The following is a 19,370-nucleotide window of genomic DNA, read 5'->3' on the forward strand; positions in this document are numbered from 1 at the left end:
TCAGCGGGCCGGCGAGGGCATCCGGGCGCGCAGCGCACGACTGAACCAGTCCACGGCCGGTGCCACACCGCCGCCTGTCGGCCAGCCGTTGACCACCGACAGCAGGTCGAGGTACCGGTCCCGGCGGGGGTCGTTCGCGGCGTCCAGCCGAGCCAGCAGCCGCTGGCGCAGGTCGGCGTCGTCGGCGCGGCCGGTGAGGTCCGCGTACCGGCCGATGACAGTCGCCACCACCGGATCGGCTCCGGGGCCGGTCGGATCGAGACCGGCTGCCAGGGCGGAGGCCACGCCGTCGCGGACCACCGCGACGGCGTCCGGGCGGGGCAGCCCCGGGACGTCGTGGTCGGCGGCGTGCTGCCGGGCCAGCTGCCGCATCCGACCCCGGAACTCGGGGTCCCGGCACAACCCGACCAGCTCCAGCCACGCCTCGATCTGCCCGGTGGTGGGGTCATCGGGAAGCTCCGGTGTCATCGAGACGATCGCCCCCGGGTACGCCGGCTGGTCGCCGAGGTCGTCGAAGATGCTGCCCAGGAAGTCGGCCACGAGTTGCCCCCGTTCGCGGGTGGTGAGGTGGGCCATCCGGTGCAGCTCATCCACCTCGGCCGGGCTCGCCCCGCGCCTCGCCGCAACGGTGAGCACCGCCTGGCGCAGCCGCAGCACCCGGATCTGAACCGCCAACGCCTCGGCGTGCGCGGCCGCCACCTCGTGCAACGACACCTCCTTGTTCACCACCCGCCGGATGGTGGCCAGGTCCAGGCCCAGCTCACGCAGCGTTCGGACCAGCTCCAACCGGGCCACGGCCCCCGGGTCGTACCGCCGGTAACCGGCCGGGCTCCGGTCCGTCGGGGGCACGAGCCCGCTGTCGGCGTAGTACCGGATGGTCTTGACGCTCAGGCCGGTCCGCCGGGCCAGCTCGCCGATGGTGTGATGTGTCTCCCCGCTCATGCCCCCACCCTCGCGTCTCCCCCCGGTGGAGACTCAAGCACCATCCGAGCCGGCGAGGAACGCCGCGACCGTCGCGGTGAACGCCTCGGCGTCGTCGAGCCACGGGTAGTGCCCGGCGCCCGGCTGAACGACCAGCTCGCCGTGGGGAATCAGCTCCGCGAACTGGGCCACCAGGCCGGGCGGTGCGGCCAGGTCGACCGCACCGGCGAGCAGCAGCACCCGGCCCCGGTGCGCGGCGAGCGCCGCACGGGTGGCCGGCGGGTCGAAGGCGCCTTCGGAGCTGAAGATCGACGCCTCCTCGTCGTTGCGCTGATCATCCTCGGCCGCCTGGTGTGCCCGTGCCGTCTCGTCCCACCGGCCGTACAGGAACGGGGCGATTGCCTGCCGAGTGTTCGGGCCGGTCCGGCCCGACAGGGCCAACTCCAACGCCGCTGCCGCCGCCGGAAACCACGGCTCGCCGGTCCGAGCATCGACGACCTCCTGGCGTTGCGCGGCGGTCATCTCCAGCCCCACCGCTCTGATGCTCGGGTTGACCAGCGCGAGTCGGCCCACCCGGGCGGGGTGCCGGGTCAGGTATCGCAGAGCCAGGTTCGCGCCGGCCGAATGCCCGAGCAGGTCCAGCCGGTCGAGGCCGAGGTGCCCGCGCAGTGCCTCCACGTCGTCGACCATCCGGTCGCAGCGGTAGGTCGAGACGTCCGCCGGGGCCGCCGAGCGGCCGGTGCCCCGCAGATCGAGGATGACCAGCGTACGGTGCGCGCCCAGCCTCCCGATCTCACCGAGGTACGCGGAGTCACGCATCGGCCCGCCCGGCAGGCAGACCAGCGGGTCTCCGGCCCCGACCGTCCGGTACGCGAGAGCGGTCCCATCGAACGCGGTGAAGGTATTGATCATCGGCGAGCGTACCCCTCGTGCCGGTTCGACGTGAGGGTGCGCCGGACCATACGACGAACGACCGTCCACCGCGAGCCGGTCCCGGGGGTGGCGTTCGCCCGGCACGGATGAGCCGGACCAGGCCGTCCCTAGACTGCTGCGGTGACCGGAGAGCGCAAACCCCTGGCCGACCGGCCACTCACCGAGCCGCACCCGTCCCGGCTGCCGCCCGAGCATCCCGGCCGGGCCCGGATCATCGCCGCCCACACCGCCGCGCTCGCTGCCGGTGAGGCCGGCTACCTCGACCCGGCGAGCGGGCTGTTCGTGCTCAGCGCGGCGTTCCTGGCCCGGCGCGGAACGTGCTGCGGACGCGGCTGCCGGCACTGCCCGTACGTGGACGATCCACCCTGCGGATAACGGCGGTACGAGGACTTCCGCCGGACCCGGACACCCCGTACGGTTTCCGACGGAGATCCGGCGGGCGCCTACCGCCGTCGGTCGGCGAGAGGGTGGAACGTGCGCGGGCGGATCGTGGTCGCGGGGCTGGCCGGGCTGCTGGTGAGCGGCTGCGCCGCCGAGGCCGAGCCGGTGGCGGTGCCGCCACCGGTGTCGAACGACGTGGACGTGGCGGCGGCCTCCTCGGGCGGCGCCTGCCGGCTGCTGGACTTCGCGCTGATCGAGCAGGCGGTCAAGGTGCGGTTCGACGTGGCGGCGGCGAGCGAACGCGACGACACCCACACCTGCGTGGTCCGTTCGGAGGCGGCGACACTGCCGGAGCTGACGCTGGTCGTGACCGAGACCACGATCGACAAGACCACCTTCGGCGCCGACGTGGTGCCGGACAGGGCGGCGAAGGTCACCGGGCTGGGTCAGCAGGCGTACCGGCGGACCACCGCCGCGACTGGCGCGCACGGGCCGGTGGCCGAGGTGGGCTGGCTGGCCAGCGACGGCCGACTGGCCTCGCTGAGCTGGACCGGCGCCCGCGACAGCGAGCGGGCGGCGGCCGAGGAACTGACCGGTGAGCTGGTCACGCTGGCCAGGAAGGTCGACACGCGGGCGCTGTGACGCCGCTCGGTCAGTTGGCGGCGACGAAGACCCGGGAGGCGACCTCCCGGGGCAGCCGGACCCGGTCGCCGGAGCGGTCGATCGACACCCCGTCGCGTTCCTGGGCCACGGTCACCGTGGCACCCGGGTCGACACCGGCGGCGTGCAACTGGCGCAGCACGTCGGCGTCGGTCTGCACGCTCTCGCAGATCCGGCGGACGACGACCGGACCGGACAGGCCGGGGAACGCCAGGTTGCGCTCACCGTCGCCGGGCGCGGAGGGCGCGGCCTCGGGCGAGCCCAGCTCCTCCAGACCCGGGATGGGGTTGCCGTACGGGGAGCGGGTCGGCCGGTTGAGCAGGTCGTACACCCGCTTCTCCACGGCGTCGCTCATCACGTGCTCCCAGCGGCAGGCCTCCTCGTGGGCCTCCTCGTAGGGCATGCCGATGACGTTGACCAGCAGCAACTCGGCGAGGCGGTGCTTGCGCATCACCGACACGGCGGTGCCGCGACCCAGCGCGGTGAGCGTGAGATGACGGTCACCCTCGACGGTCAGCAGGCCGTCGCGTTCCATCCGGGCGACCGTCTGGCTCACGGTGGGGCCGCTCTGCCGCAGCCGCTCGGCGATGCGGGCACGCAGCGGCGGCACCCCCTCCTCTTCCAACTCGAGGATGGTGCGCAGGTACATTTCGGTCGTGTCGACCAGGTCGTGAGACTTCATAAGGTCAGCGGCCCTCCGGTGCAGAATGCTACCTCGGCTCGTCGGCGACGACCGCCGCCGAGCCGTGTGCCGTTGACGCGAATGGTGTTGGATGGTCGCCATGTCCGGTACCGAGGATCCGCTGGTCGAGGTCGATCGGCTCGTCGACGAGCTCGACCGCGACGATCCGCCGACCCTGCTCGACGTTCGCTGGCGGCTCACCGGGCCGCCCGGCCGTGACGACTACCTCGCCGGTCACCTGCCCGGCGCGGTCTTCGTCGACCTGGACACCGCGCTGTGCGGGCCGCCCGGGGCCGGCGGCCGGCATCCGCTGCCCGACCCGGCCGCGTTGCAGGCCACGCTGCGGGCCGCCGGGGTCCGCGCCGGTCACCCCGTCGTCGTGTACGACGGCGGCGACGGCCTGGCCGCCGCGCGTGCCTGGTGGACGCTGCGCTGGGCGGGGCACCGGGCGGTGCGCGTGCTGCACGGCGGCTACCCGGCGTGGGTGGCCGCCGGCCGGCCCGTCCCGACGACGGCGCCCGATCCGGTGCCCGGCGATGTCGAGGTGCGCCCCGGTGACCTGCCGGTGCTCGACGCGGCGCAGGCCGCCCGGCTGGCCACCGCGGACGACGCCGTCCTGCTCGACGTGCGGGCCGCGCCGCGCTACGCCGGTGAGGTCGAGCCGATCGACCCGGTCGCCGGTCACGTGCCGGGTGCGGCGAACCTGCCCGCCGGCGAGTACGTCGGCCCGGACGGGCGCTTCGCGGCGGCCGACGTGCTGCGCGAGCGGTTCGCCGCCGCGGGCGTGACCGACGGGCGGTCCGTCGGGGCGTACTGCGGCTCCGGGGTGACCGCCGCGCAGGCGGTGCTGGCGCTGCACCTGGCGGGCCGGACGGACGCGGCGCTCTACGTCGGATCGTGGAGCAACTGGGTGGCTGACCCGACCCGGCCGGTCGCCACCGGTCCGACACCCGGTCGCTGACCTGCGTGTGCGGACGGTCCTCGTGCGACGATGGGCTCATGTCCGACGACACGGTGGTGGTGTGGGACGAGTCGCTGCTCGCCTACGACATGGGTGACCATCCGCTCGACCCGGTGCGGGTGGAGCTGACCGTCGCGCTCGCCCGCGAGCTGGGCATCCTGGATCGGCCGGGGGTGCGCGTCGTCAAGCCGGAGCCCGCCGACGACGCCCTGCTGACCCGCGTGCACCAGCCGGCGTACCTGGCCGCGGTGCGGGCCGCCCCCCGCGACCCGCTCTTCGCCGGGTACGGGCTGGGCACCTCCGACAATCCGGTCTTCGACGGGATGCACGAGTCAAGCGCGTTGATCGCGGGCGCGACGGTGGCCGCCGCCGAGGCGGTCTGGCGTGGCGACGCCCGCCGGGCGGTGAACGTGGCCGGCGGCCTGCACCACGCGATGCCCGCCCGGGCGTCCGGCTTCTGCGTCTACAACGACCCGGCGGTGGCCATCGCCCGCCTGCTCGACCTGGGCGCGGAGCGCGTCGCGTACGTGGACGTGGACGTGCACCACGGCGACGGGGTGCAGCAGATCTTCTGGGACGATCCCCGGGTGCTGACGGTGAGCCTGCACGAGACGCCGCTGGCGCTGTTCCCGGGCACCGGCTTCCCCGACGAGACCGGCGGGCCGGGCGCGCAGGGCACCGCAGTGAACATGCCGCTGCCGCCGGGCGTCGACGACACCGGCTGGCAGCGGGCGTTCCACGCGATCGTGCCGTCGGTGCTGCGCGCGTTCCGGCCGCAGGTGCTGGTCACGCAGTGCGGAGCGGACGGGCACCGACTGGATCCGCTCGCCGACCTCAACCTCACGGTGGACGGGCAGCGGGCCACCTACCTGGCGTTGCGGGCGCTCGCCGACGAGCTGTGCGACGGTCGCTGGGTGGCGACCGGCGGCGGCGGGTACGCGCTCGTCGAGGTCGTGCCCCGGGCCTGGAGCCACCTGCTGGCCGTGGCCACCGGCGACCCGGTCGACCCGGCGACGCTGACCCCGCCGGCCTGGCGGGAGCTGGCCGCGGCCCGTCGTCCGGGCCGGGAGATCCCGCTGCGGATGACCGACGACGCCGACCCGTCGTACGAGCCGTGGCAGCCGACCGGCGAGCCGAACGCCGTGGACCGGGCCATCGCGGCCACCCGCAGGACGGTCTTCCCGCTGCTCGGGCTCGACCCGCACGATCCGCGGGACTGAGCCGGCCGTCGCGGTGACGACCGTGGACCAGCCCGTGGACGTGCTGCTCAGGGACGGCAGCACCGTCCAGTTGCGGCCCATCAGGCCGGCTGACGCGCCGGGCGTCGTGGCGATGCACAGCCGGTTCTCCGAGCGCACCCGCTACCTGCGCTACTTCTCGCCGTACCCGCGCATCCCGGAACGGGACCTGGTCCGGTTCGTCACTGTCGACCACCGCGACCGGGAGGCGTTCGTCGTGCTGGCCGGCGAGCAGATCATCGCGGTCGGCCGCTACGAGCGGCTCGGACCGCAGGCACCGGAGGCCGAGGTGGCCTTCGTGGTGGAGGACGCCCACCAGGGCAGGGGCATCGGTTCGGTGCTGATGGAGCACCTCGCCGACGCCGCCCGGCGCAACGGCATCATGAGCTTCGTGGCCGAGGTGCTGCCGGCGAACGGGACGATGCTGCGGGTGTTCGCCGACTTCGGCTACCAGGTCCAACGCGAGTACGCCGACGGCGTGGTGCACCTGAGCTTCCCGATCGCGCCCACCGAGGCGACCCTCGAGGTGCAGCGGGGCCGGGAGCACCGCACCGAGGCCCGGTCGATCGCCCGGCTGCTCGCCCCGCGCGGCATCGCCGTCTACGGCGCCAGCGCCACCGGCCAGGGCGTCGGCGCGGCGGTGCTCGGGCACCTGCGCGACGGCGGGTTCACTGGTGCGGTGGTGCCGGTGCACCCGAGCGCGTCGACGGTGGCGGGCCTGCCCGCGTACCCGTCGGCGCTCGACGCCGGGACGCCTGTGGACCTGGCGGTGGTGGCGGTCCCGCCGGACGCGGCGATCACGGTGGTGGCCGACGCGGCGGCCGCGGGGGCGCATGGTCTGGTGGTCATCTCGGCGGGTTTCGCCGAGGCCGGCCCCGAGGGCGCGGCCACCCAGCGGGCGTTGGTGCGCGCGGCGCACGCCGCCGGCATGCGCGTGGTCGGCCCGAACTGTCTGGGGGTGGCCAACACCGACCCGACGGTACGCCTCAACGCGACCCTCGCCCCGGCGTTGCCGCCGGCCGGCCGGGTCGGCATCTTCAGCCAGTCCGGCGCGTTCGGGGTGGCGTTGCTCGCCGAGGCCGACCGGCGTGGCCTCGGCCTGTCCAGCTTCGTGTCGGCCGGCAACAGGGCCGACGTCTCGGGCAACGACCTGCTGCAGTACTGGCAGGACGACCCCGGCACCGACGTGATCATGCTGTACCTGGAGACCTTCGGGAACCCCCGCAAGTTCGCCCGGCTGGCCGGTCGGATCGGCAGGGAGAAACCGGTTGTGGCGCTCGCCTCGCCGGCCCGCCAGGTCGGTGTGGGTGACACCGACGGCCCGGACGAGGTCGCGGTGGCGGCGCTGTTCGCCCACTCCGGGGTGATCCGGGTGGACACCGTGTCGGAGCTGCTCGACGTCGGGGTGCTGCTGGCCAACCAGCCGCTGCCGGCCGGCGGTCGGGTCGGTGTGGTCGGCAACTCCTCGGCCTTGACCGGTCTGGCTGCCACCGCGTGCGCCGGGCAGGGGCTCACCGTCGCCGAGGGTTACCCGCGGGACGTGGGGCCGAGCGCCGGCGCCGCCGAGTTCGCCACCGCCCTCGCCGAGACGGCCGCCGACGACGGCGTGGACGCCCTGGTGGTGGTGTTCGCGCCGCCGCTGCCCGGCCAACGCACCGATGTGGACGCCGACGTCACCGCGGCGCTGCCGGCGGCGCTGGCGCTCGGCAAGCCGACCGTGGCGACGTTCCTGGTCGGTCGGCTGCCCGCCGGGGTGCCGGCGTACGGCGGCGTGGAGGAGGCGGTACGCGCTCTCGCCCGCGTGCACCGGTACGCCGAGTGGCTGCGCCGGCCGCCCGGCGTGGCACCCGAGCTGCCCCGGGTGGACCGGGACGCCGCGCAGGCCGCGCTGCGCGCCGACACCATCGACCCGGGCGCGCTGCTGGCCGCGTACGGCATCGAGACCGTGACGTCGCTGCCCGCCGACTCGGCCGACGGGGCGGTAGACGCCGCGGCGCGCCTCGGTTTCCCGGTCGCCCTGAAGGCCGCCGCGCCGGGGCTGCGGCACCGGCTCGATCTGGGCGCGGTCCGGCTCGGCCTGCCCGACGAACCGACACTGCGCCGGGCGTACGCCGAGGTGGCGGCGTTGTTCGGTGCCGACGTGCTGGTCCAGCCCATGGTCCCGCCCGGCGTGGCCTGTGTGGTGGAGCTGGTGGAGGATCCGGCGTTCGGGCCGGTGGTCGGCTTCGGTCTCGGTGGGGTCGCCACCGAGTTGCTTGGCGACCGGGCGTGGCGGGCGGTGCCGCTGACCGACACCGACGCCGCCGAACTGGTCGACGAGCCCCGGGCGGCGCCGCTGCTGCGCGGGCACCGGGGCGCGGCGCCTGTCGACCGGGCGGCCCTGGCCGACCTGCTGCTGCGGGTGGGTCAGCTCGCCGACGAACAGCCCCGGGTGCGCTCGCTGACCCTCAACCCGGTGCTCGCCCGCCCGGACGGCGTCTCGGTCCTGCACGCCGAGGTACGCGTCGGCGGAGTGATCGCCCGCCCCGACACCGGCCCCCGCCGGCTCTGAACGCGCGACAGGCCCCGGCGAACCGCCGGGGCCTGTCGCGGAGCGAGGGTGTCAGCAGGCGTACGCCTCCAGGCGCTGGGCCCGCTCCGGCGCGCGCAGCTTGAGCAGCGTCACCTTCTCGATCTGTCGGATCCGCTCCCGGGACAGGCCGAACTCCCGGCCGACCTCGTCCAGGGTGCGCTGCCGGCCGTCGTCGAGACCGAACCGGAGCCGGATCACCGCCTGCTCCCGCTGGGACAGCGTGGCCAGCACGATGCTCACCTCGTTGCGCAGTTCGCCCTGCGCGGCCGCGTCACCCGGCTCGGTACGCGGGTCCACCGCGGCCACGAAGTCACCGAGCGCGCTCTCGCCGTCGTCGCCGACGGCCTGGTCCAGGCTGACCGGCTCCCGGTCGTAGGAGATCAGCTCGATGACCTGGATCTCGGTGATCTCAAGCGCCCGGGCGACCTCGGCGACCGTGGGTTCGCGGCCCAGCGTCACCGCCAGCTCGCGGCGGGCCCGCACCATCCGGTTGACCTGCTCGACCATGTGCACCGGGATGCGGATGGTGCGGGCCTGGTCGGCCATCGCGCGGGTGATCGCCTGCCGGATCCACCAGGTGGCGTACGTGGAGAACTTGTAACCCTTGGCGTAGTCGAACTTCTCCACCGCCCGGATCAGCCCCAGGTTGCCCTCCTGGATGAGGTCGAGGAAGGCCATGCCGCGTCCGGTGTAGCGCTTGGCGATGCTGACCACCAGCCGCAGGTTCGCCTCCAGCAGGTGGTCCTTGGCGGCGCGGCCCTCCGCGACGATCAGCTCCAGGTCGGCCCGCAGCTCCTCGGAGACCGGGGTGCAGGTTGCCAGCTTCTCGTCGGCGAACAGGCCGGCTTCGACGCGCCGAGCCAGGTCGACCTCCTGCGCGGCGGTCAGCAGCTTCGTCCGACCGATCCCGTTGAGGTACGCCCGAACCAGGTCTGTGGAGATGCCACGCTCGTCGGTGGCGTCCAGGTCGGCGAGAGCCTCGACGGTCCCGTCGGTGTCGATGCTCGTGGTCGGGCGGGTCCGGTGTTCCGTCATCTGCAGGGCCATCTCTGTCTCTCCCCGTATCCACGTCTGTGCCGTGTCGTCCGGCCCAGTGGTGCCGGTGTGACACACAGCTTGGCGGGCGGGACGTGAAACGGGAGTGAGGCGATCGGGCACCCGACACGAACCGGTCGGATCGCCGGCGCGGTGTGTCGTCACGGTGTGCTCTTGCCCGGTCCGGCTACGTTGCGGACGGTCGGCCAGCCCGGGTCGGCGGCGCAGGAGATGGAGGACGGTGTGGTCTTCAAGCGGCTCATGAAGGCGATGGGTGTCGGCGGCCCGTCGGTCGAGACGGTGCTCGCCGACCCGAACTGTCGCCCCGGAGGGCAGTTGGAGGGCCGCGTCCAGGTGCTCGGCGGCGACCACCAGGTCGACATCGACCACGTCACGCTCGGCCTGGTCACCCGGGTCGAGGTGGAGAGCGGTGACAACGACTACGACACCACCCAGGAGTTCCACCGGCAGCGGGTCACCGGGGCGTTCCGGTTGGAGCCGGGGCAGCGGTACGACATCCCGTTCCGTTTCGCCGTGCCGTGGGAGACGCCGGTCACCGAGCTGTACGGCCAGCGTCTGCACGGCATGACGATGGGACTGCGTACCGAGTTGGAGGTCGCCCGCGCGGTCGACAAGGGTGACCTGGACGCGGTGTCGGTGCACCCGCTGCCGGCACAGGAGCGGCTGCTCGACGCGTTGCTGCGGCTGGGTTTCCGGTTCGCGCGGGCCGATGTGGAGCGGGGTCACATCTACGGCGTACGGCAGACGCTGCCGTTCTACCAGGAGATCGAGTTCGGTCCGGCGCCGCAGTACGCCCGCTCGATCAAGCAGTTGGAGGTCACCTTCATCGCCGACGAGCGGCAGATGCAGGTGGTGCTTGAGGTCGACAAGCGCGGCGGCGTCTTCACCGAGGGGCGGGACGCGTTCGGCCGGTTCACTGTCGACCACGCCACCGCCGACCGCACCGACTGGACCGCCGAACTCGACAACTGGCTCCGCCAGTCCCTGTCCCGCCGAGGCCTCTTCTCCTAACCCAACCCCCGGCCCGCCGTCTCCTGCGTTGATCATGAGGTTGACCGGCGATTCGATCTTCAAGAGGCTCGTCAACCCCATGATCAACCGGGCTGCACCGGCCGAGGGGGTGGGGGTGGGGGTGGGGTGGGGTGGGGTGGGGTTAGAGGTCCAGGAGGATTGTTCGGGGGCCTATGTTGGTGCTTTCCACCAGCATGTGGGTGCGGAACCGGCCGGTCTCCACCGTGGCGCCGCGTCGACGCAGCGCGTCGACGACTGCGGTCACCAGGGGTTCGGCCACCTCGGCGGGGGCGGCTGCGGTCCAACTTGGACGCCGACCCTTGCGGGCGTCGCCGTAGAGGGTGAACTGGCTGACAACCAGGATCGGCGCGCCCGTGTCGGCGGCTGACCGTTCGCCGTCCAGGATGCGCAACTCGTGCACCTTGCGGGCCATCGTCTGAGCGGTCTCCGCGGTGTCGGTGTGGGTCGCCCCGAGCAGCACCAGCAGTCCGTTCCCGATCGCGCCGACCACCTCGCCGTCGACCGTCACGCTGGCCCGCCCGACGGTCTGCACCACCGCACGCATCAGGCGGTCACCGGCTCGATGAAGCCGCGCTCCACCAGGTGCGCCACGATCGGGCCTGCGGCCTCGGCCATCTCGTCCGGCTCGACGTCGTGCGCCGCGGCGAGCAGGGCGAGCTGGTCCCGCAGCGGCAGCCGGCCGTCGGCCCCGCCGACGAGCGCCAGCACCAGCGGGTCGATCTCCTCGCTCCAGCGCAGGCCGTGCGGCATCGCGAGGACCTGCCGGTCCACCGCCCAGCCCTCGTCGCCCATGGTGGCCTCCTGCCGTAGCTGGAGGCCGTCGGCGGCCCGGTAGCGCTCGGCGAGCAGCGTGTCGGTGTCGCGTACCCGAAGGAAGTCCTGGCGGTCGAACCAGGCGCTGATCTGGGCGCCCAGCGGCGGCTGCACCCGCTGGCGCAGGTCCTCCACCCGGACCACCGGGTCGGCGTGCCCGCCCCGGCGCAGCGACACGATCCCGAAGCCGATGCCCTCCACCTTGTGCGCGTCGAACCAGTCCAGCCAGGCGGCCATCCGCTGCGGGTCGGCGGTCTCGCCGACGTCGGTGAGCCACAGGTCGACGTACGCCATCGGGTCGGCCACCTCGCGCTGGATCACCCAGGCGTCCAGGCCGGTACCGGCGAACCAGCCGGCCACCCGCTCGTCCCACTCCTCACCGGCGACGTGCACCCAGTTCGCGAGGTACTGCATGGCGCCGCCCTCGGTGAGCAGGCCGGGAGCGGCGGCGGCCAGCTCGGCGCCGATCGCGTCACCGACGCGGCCCGAGTCGCGGTAGACGTGCGTGGTGGTGCCCGGACCGACCACGAACGGCGGGTTGCTCACCACCAGGTCGAAGCGCCGGCCCGCCACCGGCGCGACCAGGTCGCCGCGCAGCAGCTCCCAGTCCTGGCCGTTGAGGGCGGCGGTGGTCGCCGCGAACCGCAGGGCCCGCTCCGAGAGGTCGGTGGCGGTCACCGAACGGGCATGAGTGGAAAGGTGCAGGGCCTGCACGCCGGAACCGGTGCCCAGATCCAGTGCGCTCTCGACCGGCCGGCGCATGGTCGCGCCGATCAGGGTCTGGGTGGCCCCGCCGACGCCGAGCACGTGCTCGGCGTGCAGTGGCCGGCCCGGCCGGGCGCTGCCCGGCACGTCGGCGAGAACCCACCAGTCGTCGCCGTACGGCTCCAGGTCGATGCCGGCGCGCACGCCGTCGCCGTACCGCTCGACCAACCCGCCGGCCAGCGCCTCCTCGATGCTCAGCGGTGCCAGCGCGGCGGCCACCGCCGCCTCCGGCTCGGTCTGGTCGCAGATGAACACCCGGATGAGGGTTGCGAGCGGGTCGCCGTCCTCGGTGGCGCGCAGCGCCGCCCGGTAGTCGTTGCGGGCGACCGCCGTCGCGGCCTGCACGCCGAGCCTCTCGGCGATGCCGTTGCTGGTGAAGCTGGCTCGGGTCAGCGCGGTCCGCAGCGCGTCGACGCCGGCGGGGGAGAGCAGCATGTCGTGTTCGTCCACGCCGCCATCCTGCCCCTCGCCGTGTCCCCGGTCGGCACCACCCGCCGCATCCGATCCGGAGCGTCGGTGTCCGGTGGGTCGGCGGGCGAGGCAGGATGTCCGCATGACGCTCGTGCTTCCCATCGATCCTGAGGCCAACCGGCTGCTGGAGCGCAGCCCGCTGGCCCTGCTCCTCGGCATGGTGCTCGACCAGCAGGTGCCGATGGAGAAGGCGTTCTCCTCGCCGTACGTGCTCACCCAGCGGCTCGGCCACGAGCTGGACGCGGCGGAGCTGGCCGGGTACGACCCGGAGGCGCTTGTCGCGCTCTTCGCCACCCCGCCCGCGCTGCACCGGTTCCCGAAGGCGATGGCCGCCCGGGTGCAGGAGGTGTGCCAGGTCCTGGTGGAACGCTACGACGGCGACGCGGCCCAGCTCTGGTCCGACGTCACCGAGGGCCCGGAGCTGCTGCGCCGGGTGTCCGGGCTGCCCGGCTTCGGCAAGCAGAAGGCGCAGATCTTCGTGGCGCTGCTCGGCAAGCGGTTCGGGGTGACGCCGCAGGACTGGCGGGAAGCGGCTGGCGGGTACGGCGACCCGGGCGCGTACCGGTCGGTGGCCGACGTCACCGACGCCGAGTCGCTGCGCCGGGTACGCGAGTACAAGCAGCAGATGAAGGCCGCCGCCAAGGCCGCGGGGAGCTGACGCTCAGGCGGCGGTGGGGTGCGCCAGGGACGCCAGTGCGCGCCGGACGTCGGCGAGCGAAACGGTGGCCGAGTCGTCCAGGTCGGCCAGGCCAGCCTCGATCCACTGCCGCATCAGCGTGGTGACGCCGATGCCACGGGCGTCGGCGGCGACGCGTACCCGCTCGTAGGTGTCCAGGGGGAGCCGGACCGATCGGCTGACCATCGGCACGTCGGTGTCGGGGGTGGGCAGGTCCACCGCCGGGCCGTCGTCGATCAGATCGGCGACCCGGTCGTCGCCGCTGTGGAACTGCTTGGTCGCGTCGTTACGGTGCATCGTCACGGCCCCCCTCATCGGCGGTCTCTCCGTACGGCCTCGTCGTAGCGCTTGGACTCGACGTCGCTCAGCTCGCGGGCGGAGAGGATGTCCCAGTCGTTGTCGGTGCCATCGGCTTCGGCGAGCAGCACGGCCAGTCGGCGGCCCCGGCGGGCGGCGGCGTAGACCACCATCACGTCGTCGCCCAGGTGGCGGATCACCCGTCGGGCGCTGTGCAGCGCCTCCCAGACTTCCCCGGGCGTGACGTCGTAGACCCTCAGGTTGGCCAACGCCTCGTCGGTGAAGCTGAACCTGCTGCCCACGCCGGGCAGCGTACCACGTACGTAACACGCACCGGATCAGTCGAAGTTCGCTGATCACGGTCGCGCGGTGACAGGATGAGGCGTAACCCCCTCGAGGAGGTCCATGGTGAAGCGGCAGGCGTACCAGCCGATTCTGATCACCGACGCCTCGCGCAGCCAACACGATCAGCTCACCAGCCGTCAGCGCCGCTATGTCCTGATGATGGGCATCCGGGTGGCCTGCATCGTCGCCGGCGCGATCCTGGTCGGCGCGAAGGCCCCACTGCTGTGGCTCTGGCTGCCCCTGTGCGCCCTCGGCATGGTGCTCATCCCGTGGCTGGCCGTGCTGCTGGCCAACGACCGGCCACCCAAGGAGGAGCACCGGCTGGCCAACCGGTTCCACCGCCGTCAGCAGGACGACACCCCGCCGATGAGTCTCACCGCCGAGGAACGCCCTCACAAGGTCATCGACGCCGAACCCTGACCCGTCCCCGGGCCAGGGTCCGATCGACCACGGCTGTGGCCGCGCGCCGACGATCGCGGCTGTGGCGGCGCGCCGACGGTTACGGCTGTGGCCGCGCGCCGACGGTGGAGACGGCAAGTGCGCCAAGGTCGGTCGCGCGGCCCATCGCCGCCGCCGGGGTGGCGCCGCCGAGCCAGGCGGTGAGCAGACCGGCCGCGAACGCGTCACCCGCGCCGGTGACGTCCACCACCGCCACCCGCCGGGCCGCCGCCACGCTCACCACCGAACCCCGGTCCACCCAGACCGCGCCCGCCGCGCCCCGCTTGACCACGACCCGACGGGCCGTCGCCGACAACGCCCGCCCCTGCGCCGCCGGGTCGAGTCCACCCGCCAGCACGGTGGCCTCGTCCGCGTTGACCAGGAGCAGGTCGACGTCACGTACCCAGGCCAGGAACGCCGCCGCGCCGACCCGCCGCAGCGGCGCCGCGGAGGCCGCGTCGACGCTCGTGGTGAGCCCGCGCTCGCGGGCCGCCGCCAACGCCCGCAGGCCCGCGCCGCGCGACCCGGCGTCCAACAGGGTGTACGCGGACAGGTGCAGATGCCCGGCGTCGGGCAGCGCCGTGAGGATGCCGTCGACGTGCTCGGCGCTCAGCCGCAGGTTGGCGCCGCGCTGGGTGACCATGGTGCGTTCGCCGTCACCGGCCAGCACGATCACCGTGCCGGTCGGCACGTCCGCGACCCGCTGCACCGCGCAGTCGACACCAGCCCGATCGAGTTCGGCCACCCGTTCCCGCCCCGCCTCGTCGTCGCCGACCGCGCCGACGAGCGTGACGGGCACCCCCTGCGCGGCGACCCAGGCAGCGGTGTTCGCCGCCTGCCCGCCACCGCCGAGGCTGATCTCGGCGGTGGTGTCCGAACCGGCCGCGAGCGGCCCGGCCAGCACCGCGACCACATCGGTGAGCACGTCCCCGACGACGACCACCCGGGCCGCTCCGGTCATGCCGCGACGGTGGTGCTGCGGGTGGCGGAGGCGACCGCGATCCGCGCGGCCAGGTCGGCGTTGCGCAGGATGATCCGGACGTTCACCTCCAGGCTCGCGCCCTCGGTGGCCGAGTGGAAGTGCGCCAGCAGGTACGGCGTGACGGCCTTGCCGGTGATCCCGTCGCGCTCCAGCAGGGCCAGGCCGTCGGTCAGGGTCCGGTCGTGCAGCTCCGGGTCGAGCTGCTCGTCGACCGGCAGCGGGTTGGCGATGATCAGACCGCCGGCGTGTACGGCCAGCCCGTCGCGGGCGGCGAGCACGTCCGCCACCTGCTCCGGTGACTCCAGCGACCAGTCCAGGTCGAATCCGCCGTCGGTCAGGTAGAAGCCGGGGAAGCGCCGGGTGCGGTAGCCGACCACGGCGACCCCGAGCGTCTCCAGGCGCTCCAGCGTCGCGCCCACGTCGAGGATCGACTTGACGCCGGCGCAGACCACCGTGATCGGCGTCCGGGCCAGGGTGATCAGGTCCGCCGACTCGTCGAAGGTGTGCGTCGCCTCCCGGTGCACCCCACCGAGGCCGCCGGTGGCGAACACCCCGATCCCGGCCGCGGCTGCCACGGCGCTGGTGGCGGCCACGGTGGTGGCGCCGTCCGCTCCGGTCGCCGCCGCCACCGCCAGGTCGCGTACGGAGAGCTTGCTCACGCCGTCGACGGTCGCCAGCCGGGTCAGCTGCGCGTCGTCGAGGCCCACCACCAACTCGCCGCCGACCATGCCGATCGTCGCCGGGACGGCCCCGGCGTCCCGGACCGTCTGTTCGATCTCCCGGGCGACCCGCAGGTTCTGCGGCCGGGGCAGGCCGTGCGAGACGATGGTGCTCTCCAGGGCGACGACGGGCCGGCCGTCGCGCAGGGCGTCGGCGACCTCGGTGCCGTAGCTGATGCGAAATTCAGTCACATTAAGCAACGGTACGGGGTGGGGCTCCGGCCGACCTCAAGTGGACCCGGCCGTGATGACCTGCCAAACTTGACGGTCGGAGGTGCAGACGTGAGCACAGAGGTTCTCGAACGTCCGGAACTGAAGGACGCCGACACCGGTCCCGAGATGTTCCACTACGTCCGCAAGGAGAAGATCGCCGAGAGTGCCGTCATGGGCACCTTCGTCGTCGCGCTCTGCGGGGAGACCTTCCCGGTCACCAAGGCCGCCAAGCCCGGGTCGCCGGTCTGCCCCAAGTGCAAGGAGATCTACGACTCGTACCGCGAGTGAAGCCCGGCCGACGATCACGCCGGCGACGTAGCCTGCGGCGGTGACCACCTCCACCGCCCTGCTCCTCGCCGACCTGACCGGGGTGGCGGTGTTCGCCGCCTCCGGAGCCTCGGCCGCGGTGGCCAAGCGACTGGACCTGTTCGGCGTCGCGTTCGTCGGTTTCGTGGCCGCGCTCGGCGGCGGGATCTTCCGTGACCTGGTCATCGACGAGGTGCCGCCGCTGGCCTTCGCCGACTGGCGGTACGCGGCCACCGCCGCGGTCACCGCGCTCGCCGTGTTCTGGCTGCACCCCCAGCTCGCCCGCCTGCGCACCACCGTGCTGGTGCTGGACGCGGCGGGCCTCGCGCTGTTCACCGTGACCGGCACACTCAAGGCGCTCGACGCCCGGGTGCCGGCCGTCGGCGCCTGCCTGATCGGCATGCTCACCGCGATCGGCGGCGGGCTCGCCCGGGACCTGCTCACCGCCGAGATCCCGGTGGTGCTGCGCCGGGAGATCTACGCGCTGGCCGCGCTGGCCGGCTCGGTGCTGGTGGTCGTGCTGTACGTCACCGGGCAGACCGGACCGGCGCCCCTCACCGCCGCTGCCGTGCTGGTCTTCGGACTGCGCCTGATCGCGCTGCGCCGGCGCTGGTCCGCCCCGGTGGCGACACTGCGACCACCGCACACCGGCGACCCTCGATGGTGAGGCCCCCGCTCCCCGGGTGACAGATGTGACCAGCGTGGCGTCGCCTGGGCTGTGCGGCCCGCGCTGGTTATGCTGAGTCGGCCTTCGCGGCAGCTACTGCGCGGAGGCGTTTTCATGGGCGGCGGTACTCGTGGCCCTCGCCCCGGATCCGCCGTCGTGCGGTCGGAGAGGAGCTTCGCGTGGCAGCCCGGACGCCGGTGCTCGAGACGTTCCCGGCACTACGTGCCTGGCAGCGCAAGGCCCTGGTGGAGTACCTGCGCCGGCGCACCGAGGACTTCACCGCGGTCGCCACCCCCGGCGCCGGCAAGACCACCTTCGCCCTGCGGATCGCGGCGGAACTGCTCGCCGACGGCACCGTCGAGGCGGTCACCGTGGTCGCCCCCACCGAACACCTGAAGAGCCAGTGGGCGGATGCCGCCGCCCGGGTGGGCATCCAGCTCGACGCCGCGTTCCGCAACGCCGACGTGCACTCCGCGGCCGACTTCCACGGCGCGGTCATCACGTACGCCCAGGTCGGCATGGCACCGCAGGTGCACCGGCGGCGCACCATGACCCGACGCACCCTGGTCATCCTCGACGAGATCCACCACGCCGGCGACTCCCGGTCCTGGGGCGACGGGGTGAAGAACGCCTTCGAACCCGCCGTACGCCGGCTGATGCTCACCGGGACGCCGTTCCGCTCCGACGACAACCCCATCCCGTTCGTCAGCTACGAGCGGGGCGGGGACGGGCTGCTGCGCTCCCGCGCCGACTCGGTGTACGGCTACTCCGACGCGCTGCGTGACGGCGTCGTCCGGCCGGTGCTCTTCCTCGCGTACTCCGGGGAGACCCGCTGGCGCACCAACGCCGGGGAGGAGTTGGCGGCCCGGCTCGGCGAGCCGATGACCCAGGACCTGGTGGCGCAGGCGTGGCGTACCGCCCTGGACCCGGCCGGGGACTGGATGCCCCAGGTGCTGCGGGCCGCCGACGCCCGCCTCACCGTGCTGCGCAACGCCGGCATGCCCGACGCCGGCGGCCTGATCATCGCCACCGACCAGCAGACCGCCCGCTCGTACGCGAAGCTGATCGAGCAGGTGACCGGCGAGAAGGCCGCCGTGGTGCTCTCCGACGACCAGGGCGCGTCCGCGCGGATCGCGACGTTCGCGGCATCCGATCAGCGGTGGCTGGTCGCGGTGCGGATGGTGTCCGAGGGCGTCGACATCCCCCGCCTCGCGGTCGGGGTCTACGCCACAAGCGCCAGCACGCCGCTCTACTTCGCCCAGGCGATCGGCCGGTTCGTCCGGGCCCGACGACCCGGGGAGACCGCGTCGGTCTTCCTCCCCAGCGTGCCGCACCTGCTCGGCCTTGCCAGCGAGATGGAGACCGAGCGGGACCACGTGCTCGGCAAACCCAAGGAAGCCGACGGCTTCGACGACGACCTGCTGGAACGGGCACAGCGCGACGACCAGGCCAGCGGGGAGTTGGAGAAGCGCTTCGCCGCGCTCTCCGCCACCGCCGAACTGGACCAGGTGATCTTCGACGGCGCGTCGTTCGGCACCGCCGCCCAGGCCGGCACCCCCGAAGAAGAGGAATACCTCGGCCTGCCCGGTCTGCTCACCGCCGACCAGGTCTCCCTGCTGCTGACCAAACGACAGGCCGCCCAACTCGCCGCCCAACGCCGCCGTACCGCCGAGCGGGCCGCTCAGCCGGCCGCTGCGCCCGCCGCAGCGCCTCCGGCACCACTGAGTGCCGCCCAGCGTCGCGTGGCCCTCCGGCGCCAACTGAACGCCCTCGTGGCCGCCCGACACCACCGCACCGGCCAACCCCACGGCAAGATCCACGCCGAGTTGCGCCGGCTCTGCGGCGGCCCGCCCAGCGCCCAGGCCACCATCGAGCAACTCGAAGAACGCATCGCCACCGTGCAGACCCTCTGAGTCCGTCTCTGGCCAGTCCGTCCCGATACGCGGGGCCCGTCCCGTGCGCGCCTCGGGCATCGACTCCGCCCCGCGTCATGTCCCCGACGTGTCATGTCCCCCGGCGCGTCGCGTCCCCGACGTTGTCTGGATCTTGGCCGGATCGGGGCGGGCGGGGCCGGTGAGGAGCCGCCATTCATCAAGATCGCGCAACATCCGGGATCGAGTGGCCTCGGCGCGTCGCTGAGGCCACTACTTCCGGGATCGAGCACGATCTTGGCGCGGGGCGCGGGGCGCGGGGCGCGGGGCGCGGGGCGCGGGGCGCGGGGCGGAGCGGAGGAGGGTCGGGT

21 protein-coding genes are annotated in these 19,370 nt (G+C 73.5%); 11 read left to right on the top strand and 10 right to left on the bottom strand.

Going from position 1 to position 19,370, the window contains the following annotated elements; all coding sequences use genetic code 11:
* Together ABZS77_RS17245 and ABZS77_RS17250 are read right to left on the bottom strand one after the other, a co-directional pair.
* Nucleotides 1–942 carry a MerR family transcriptional regulator gene (locus ABZS77_RS17245; RefSeq protein WP_354823579.1) on the bottom strand — a complete coding sequence of 314 codons (942 nt, stop codon included), beginning with the start codon at nt 940–942 and terminating at the stop codon, nt 1–3.
* A gap of 33 nt (nt 943–975) precedes the next feature.
* Entirely contained in the window at nt 976–1,833 is an 858-nt protein-coding gene (locus tag ABZS77_RS17250; RefSeq protein ID WP_354823581.1) for an alpha/beta hydrolase, read from the bottom strand.
* 141 nt (nt 1,834–1,974) lie between these two features.
* Here ABZS77_RS17250 and ABZS77_RS17255 point away from each other — a divergent pair, with 141 nt between their 5' ends.
* Nucleotides 1,975–2,229 carry a DUF5522 domain-containing protein gene (locus tag ABZS77_RS17255; protein WP_354823583.1) on the top strand — a complete coding sequence of 85 codons (255 nt, stop codon included), beginning with the start codon at nt 1,975–1,977 and terminating at the stop codon, nt 2,227–2,229.
* 99 nt (nt 2,230–2,328) lie between these two features.
* On the top strand, nt 2,329–2,877 hold the full coding sequence (locus tag ABZS77_RS17260; protein ID WP_354823585.1) for a hypothetical protein: 549 nt from the start codon (nt 2,329–2,331) through the stop codon (nt 2,875–2,877).
* Nucleotides 2,878–2,887: 10 nt separating this feature from the next.
* Here ABZS77_RS17260 and ABZS77_RS17265 read toward each other — a convergent pair whose 3' ends face one another.
* On the bottom strand, nt 2,888–3,577 hold the full coding sequence (locus tag ABZS77_RS17265) for a metal-dependent transcriptional regulator (protein ID WP_354823587.1): 690 nt from the start codon (nt 3,575–3,577) through the stop codon (nt 2,888–2,890).
* Nucleotides 3,578–3,677: 100 nt separating this feature from the next.
* Between ABZS77_RS17265 and ABZS77_RS17270 the strand changes: the two genes are divergently transcribed.
* Genes ABZS77_RS17270 through ABZS77_RS17280 form a run of 3 tightly spaced genes read left to right on the top strand, consistent with a single transcriptional unit; the run spans nt 3,678 to nt 8,327 of the window.
* Nucleotides 3,678–4,538 carry a sulfurtransferase gene (locus tag ABZS77_RS17270; protein WP_354823589.1) on the top strand — a complete coding sequence of 287 codons (861 nt, stop codon included), beginning with the start codon at nt 3,678–3,680 and terminating at the stop codon, nt 4,536–4,538.
* A gap of 38 nt (nt 4,539–4,576) precedes the next feature.
* Nucleotides 4,577–5,758: an acetoin utilization protein AcuC gene (locus ABZS77_RS17275; RefSeq protein ID WP_354823591.1), complete on the top strand. Its 1,182-nt coding sequence runs from the start codon at nt 4,577–4,579 to the stop codon at nt 5,756–5,758.
* A gap of 13 nt (nt 5,759–5,771) precedes the next feature.
* Nucleotides 5,772–8,327 (top strand): GNAT family N-acetyltransferase, encoded by a 2,556-nt coding sequence (locus tag ABZS77_RS17280; RefSeq protein ID WP_354823593.1) that lies wholly within the window; start codon nt 5,772–5,774, stop codon nt 8,325–8,327.
* Nucleotides 8,328–8,378: 51 nt separating this feature from the next.
* Here the strand turns inward: ABZS77_RS17280 and sigB are convergent, their stop codons facing one another.
* A complete protein-coding gene (gene sigB, locus ABZS77_RS17285; RefSeq protein ID WP_354823595.1) occupies nt 8,379–9,395 on the bottom strand; it encodes an RNA polymerase sigma factor SigB in 1,017 nt (338 codons plus the stop codon).
* 231 nt (nt 9,396–9,626) lie between these two features.
* Here sigB and ABZS77_RS17290 point away from each other — a divergent pair, with 231 nt between their 5' ends.
* Nucleotides 9,627–10,415: a sporulation protein gene (locus tag ABZS77_RS17290; RefSeq protein ID WP_354823621.1), complete on the top strand. Its 789-nt coding sequence runs from the start codon at nt 9,627–9,629 to the stop codon at nt 10,413–10,415.
* Nucleotides 10,416–10,557: 142 nt separating this feature from the next.
* Here ABZS77_RS17290 and dtd read toward each other — a convergent pair whose 3' ends face one another.
* Together dtd and ABZS77_RS17300 are read right to left on the bottom strand one after the other, a co-directional pair.
* On the bottom strand, nt 10,558–10,980 hold the full coding sequence (gene dtd, locus ABZS77_RS17295) for a D-aminoacyl-tRNA deacylase (protein ID WP_354823597.1): 423 nt from the start codon (nt 10,978–10,980) through the stop codon (nt 10,558–10,560).
* Nucleotides 10,980–12,464: a methyltransferase gene (locus ABZS77_RS17300; RefSeq protein WP_354823599.1), complete on the bottom strand. Its 1,485-nt coding sequence runs from the start codon at nt 12,462–12,464 to the stop codon at nt 10,980–10,982. Before ABZS77_RS17300 ends, dtd begins: the two co-directional genes overlap by 1 nt.
* Nucleotides 12,465–12,567: 103 nt before the next feature.
* Between ABZS77_RS17300 and ABZS77_RS17305 the strand changes: the two genes are divergently transcribed.
* On the top strand, nt 12,568–13,143 hold the full coding sequence (locus ABZS77_RS17305) for an HhH-GPD-type base excision DNA repair protein (protein ID WP_354823601.1): 576 nt from the start codon (nt 12,568–12,570) through the stop codon (nt 13,141–13,143).
* Between the two features lie 3 nt (nt 13,144–13,146).
* On the opposite strand, the gene ABZS77_RS17310 is transcribed toward ABZS77_RS17305, so the two are convergent.
* Both ABZS77_RS17310 and ABZS77_RS17315 read right to left on the bottom strand, forming a co-directional pair.
* Nucleotides 13,147–13,458, bottom strand: a complete 312-nt coding sequence (locus ABZS77_RS17310; RefSeq protein WP_354823623.1) for a hypothetical protein — start codon at nt 13,456–13,458, stop codon at nt 13,147–13,149.
* 14 nt (nt 13,459–13,472) lie between these two features.
* Nucleotides 13,473–13,760, bottom strand: a complete 288-nt coding sequence (locus tag ABZS77_RS17315) for a hypothetical protein (RefSeq protein ID WP_124771959.1) — start codon at nt 13,758–13,760, stop codon at nt 13,473–13,475.
* Between the two features lie 103 nt (nt 13,761–13,863).
* Between ABZS77_RS17315 and ABZS77_RS17320 the strand changes: the two genes are divergently transcribed.
* Complete coding sequence (locus ABZS77_RS17320) at nt 13,864–14,223, top strand: DUF3099 domain-containing protein (protein ID WP_354823603.1); 360 nt, start codon at nt 13,864–13,866, stop codon at nt 14,221–14,223.
* Nucleotides 14,224–14,302: 79 nt separating this feature from the next.
* Here the strand turns inward: ABZS77_RS17320 and ABZS77_RS17325 are convergent, their stop codons facing one another.
* Both ABZS77_RS17325 and ABZS77_RS17330 read right to left on the bottom strand, forming a co-directional pair.
* Complete coding sequence (locus ABZS77_RS17325) at nt 14,303–15,202, bottom strand: PfkB family carbohydrate kinase (RefSeq protein WP_354823605.1); 900 nt, start codon at nt 15,200–15,202, stop codon at nt 14,303–14,305.
* Nucleotides 15,199–16,134, bottom strand: coding sequence for a pseudouridine-5'-phosphate glycosidase (locus ABZS77_RS17330; protein ID WP_354823607.1), 936 nt, complete (start codon nt 16,132–16,134; stop codon nt 15,199–15,201). The genes ABZS77_RS17325 and ABZS77_RS17330 overlap by 4 nt, the downstream gene beginning before the upstream one ends.
* 90 nt (nt 16,135–16,224) lie before the next feature.
* On the opposite strand from ABZS77_RS17330, the gene ABZS77_RS17335 reads away from it, so the two are divergent.
* The 3 genes from ABZS77_RS17335 to ABZS77_RS17345 all read left to right on the top strand — a co-directional run bounded on the left by ABZS77_RS17335 (nt 16,225) and on the right by ABZS77_RS17345 (nt 19,041).
* Entirely contained in the window at nt 16,225–16,443 is a 219-nt protein-coding gene (locus ABZS77_RS17335; protein WP_007456912.1) for a DUF3039 domain-containing protein, read from the top strand.
* A gap of 40 nt (nt 16,444–16,483) precedes the next feature.
* On the top strand, nt 16,484–17,128 hold the full coding sequence (locus tag ABZS77_RS17340) for a trimeric intracellular cation channel family protein (protein WP_354823609.1): 645 nt from the start codon (nt 16,484–16,486) through the stop codon (nt 17,126–17,128).
* Between the two features lie 179 nt (nt 17,129–17,307).
* A complete protein-coding gene (locus ABZS77_RS17345; protein ID WP_354823611.1) occupies nt 17,308–19,041 on the top strand; it encodes a DEAD/DEAH box helicase in 1,734 nt (577 codons plus the stop codon).
* Nucleotides 19,042–19,370 lie beyond the last annotated feature (329 nt).

Source organism: Micromonospora sp. NPDC005298, from assembly GCF_040607375.1.
Taxonomy (GTDB): Bacteria; Actinomycetota; Actinomycetes; order Mycobacteriales; family Micromonosporaceae; genus Micromonospora.

Bases quoted from the DNA above. Each gene is read 5' to 3' on its own strand.
- ABZS77_RS17245 (WP_354823579.1), bottom strand. From the start codon at position 942: ATGAGCGGGGAGACACATCACACCATCGGCGAGCTGGCCCGGCGGACC.
- ABZS77_RS17250 (WP_354823581.1), bottom strand. From the start codon at position 1,833: ATGATCAATACCTTCACCGCGTTCGATGGGACCGCTCTCGCGTACCGG.
- ABZS77_RS17265 (WP_354823587.1), bottom strand. From the start codon at position 3,577: ATGAAGTCTCACGACCTGGTCGACACGACCGAAATGTACCTGCGCACC.
- ABZS77_RS17270 (WP_354823589.1), top strand. From the start codon at position 3,678: ATGTCCGGTACCGAGGATCCGCTGGTCGAGGTCGATCGGCTCGTCGAC.
- ABZS77_RS17275 (WP_354823591.1), top strand. From the start codon at position 4,577: ATGTCCGACGACACGGTGGTGGTGTGGGACGAGTCGCTGCTCGCCTAC.
- sigB (WP_354823595.1), bottom strand. From the start codon at position 9,395: ATGGCCCTGCAGATGACGGAACACCGGACCCGCCCGACCACGAGCATC.
- dtd (WP_354823597.1), bottom strand. From the start codon at position 10,980: ATGCGTGCGGTGGTGCAGACCGTCGGGCGGGCCAGCGTGACGGTCGAC.
- ABZS77_RS17305 (WP_354823601.1), top strand. From the start codon at position 12,568: ATGACGCTCGTGCTTCCCATCGATCCTGAGGCCAACCGGCTGCTGGAG.
- ABZS77_RS17310 (WP_354823623.1), bottom strand. From the start codon at position 13,458: ATGCACCGTAACGACGCGACCAAGCAGTTCCACAGCGGCGACGACCGG.
- ABZS77_RS17320 (WP_354823603.1), top strand. From the start codon at position 13,864: ATGGTGAAGCGGCAGGCGTACCAGCCGATTCTGATCACCGACGCCTCG.
- ABZS77_RS17325 (WP_354823605.1), bottom strand. From the start codon at position 15,202: ATGACCGGAGCGGCCCGGGTGGTCGTCGTCGGGGACGTGCTCACCGAT.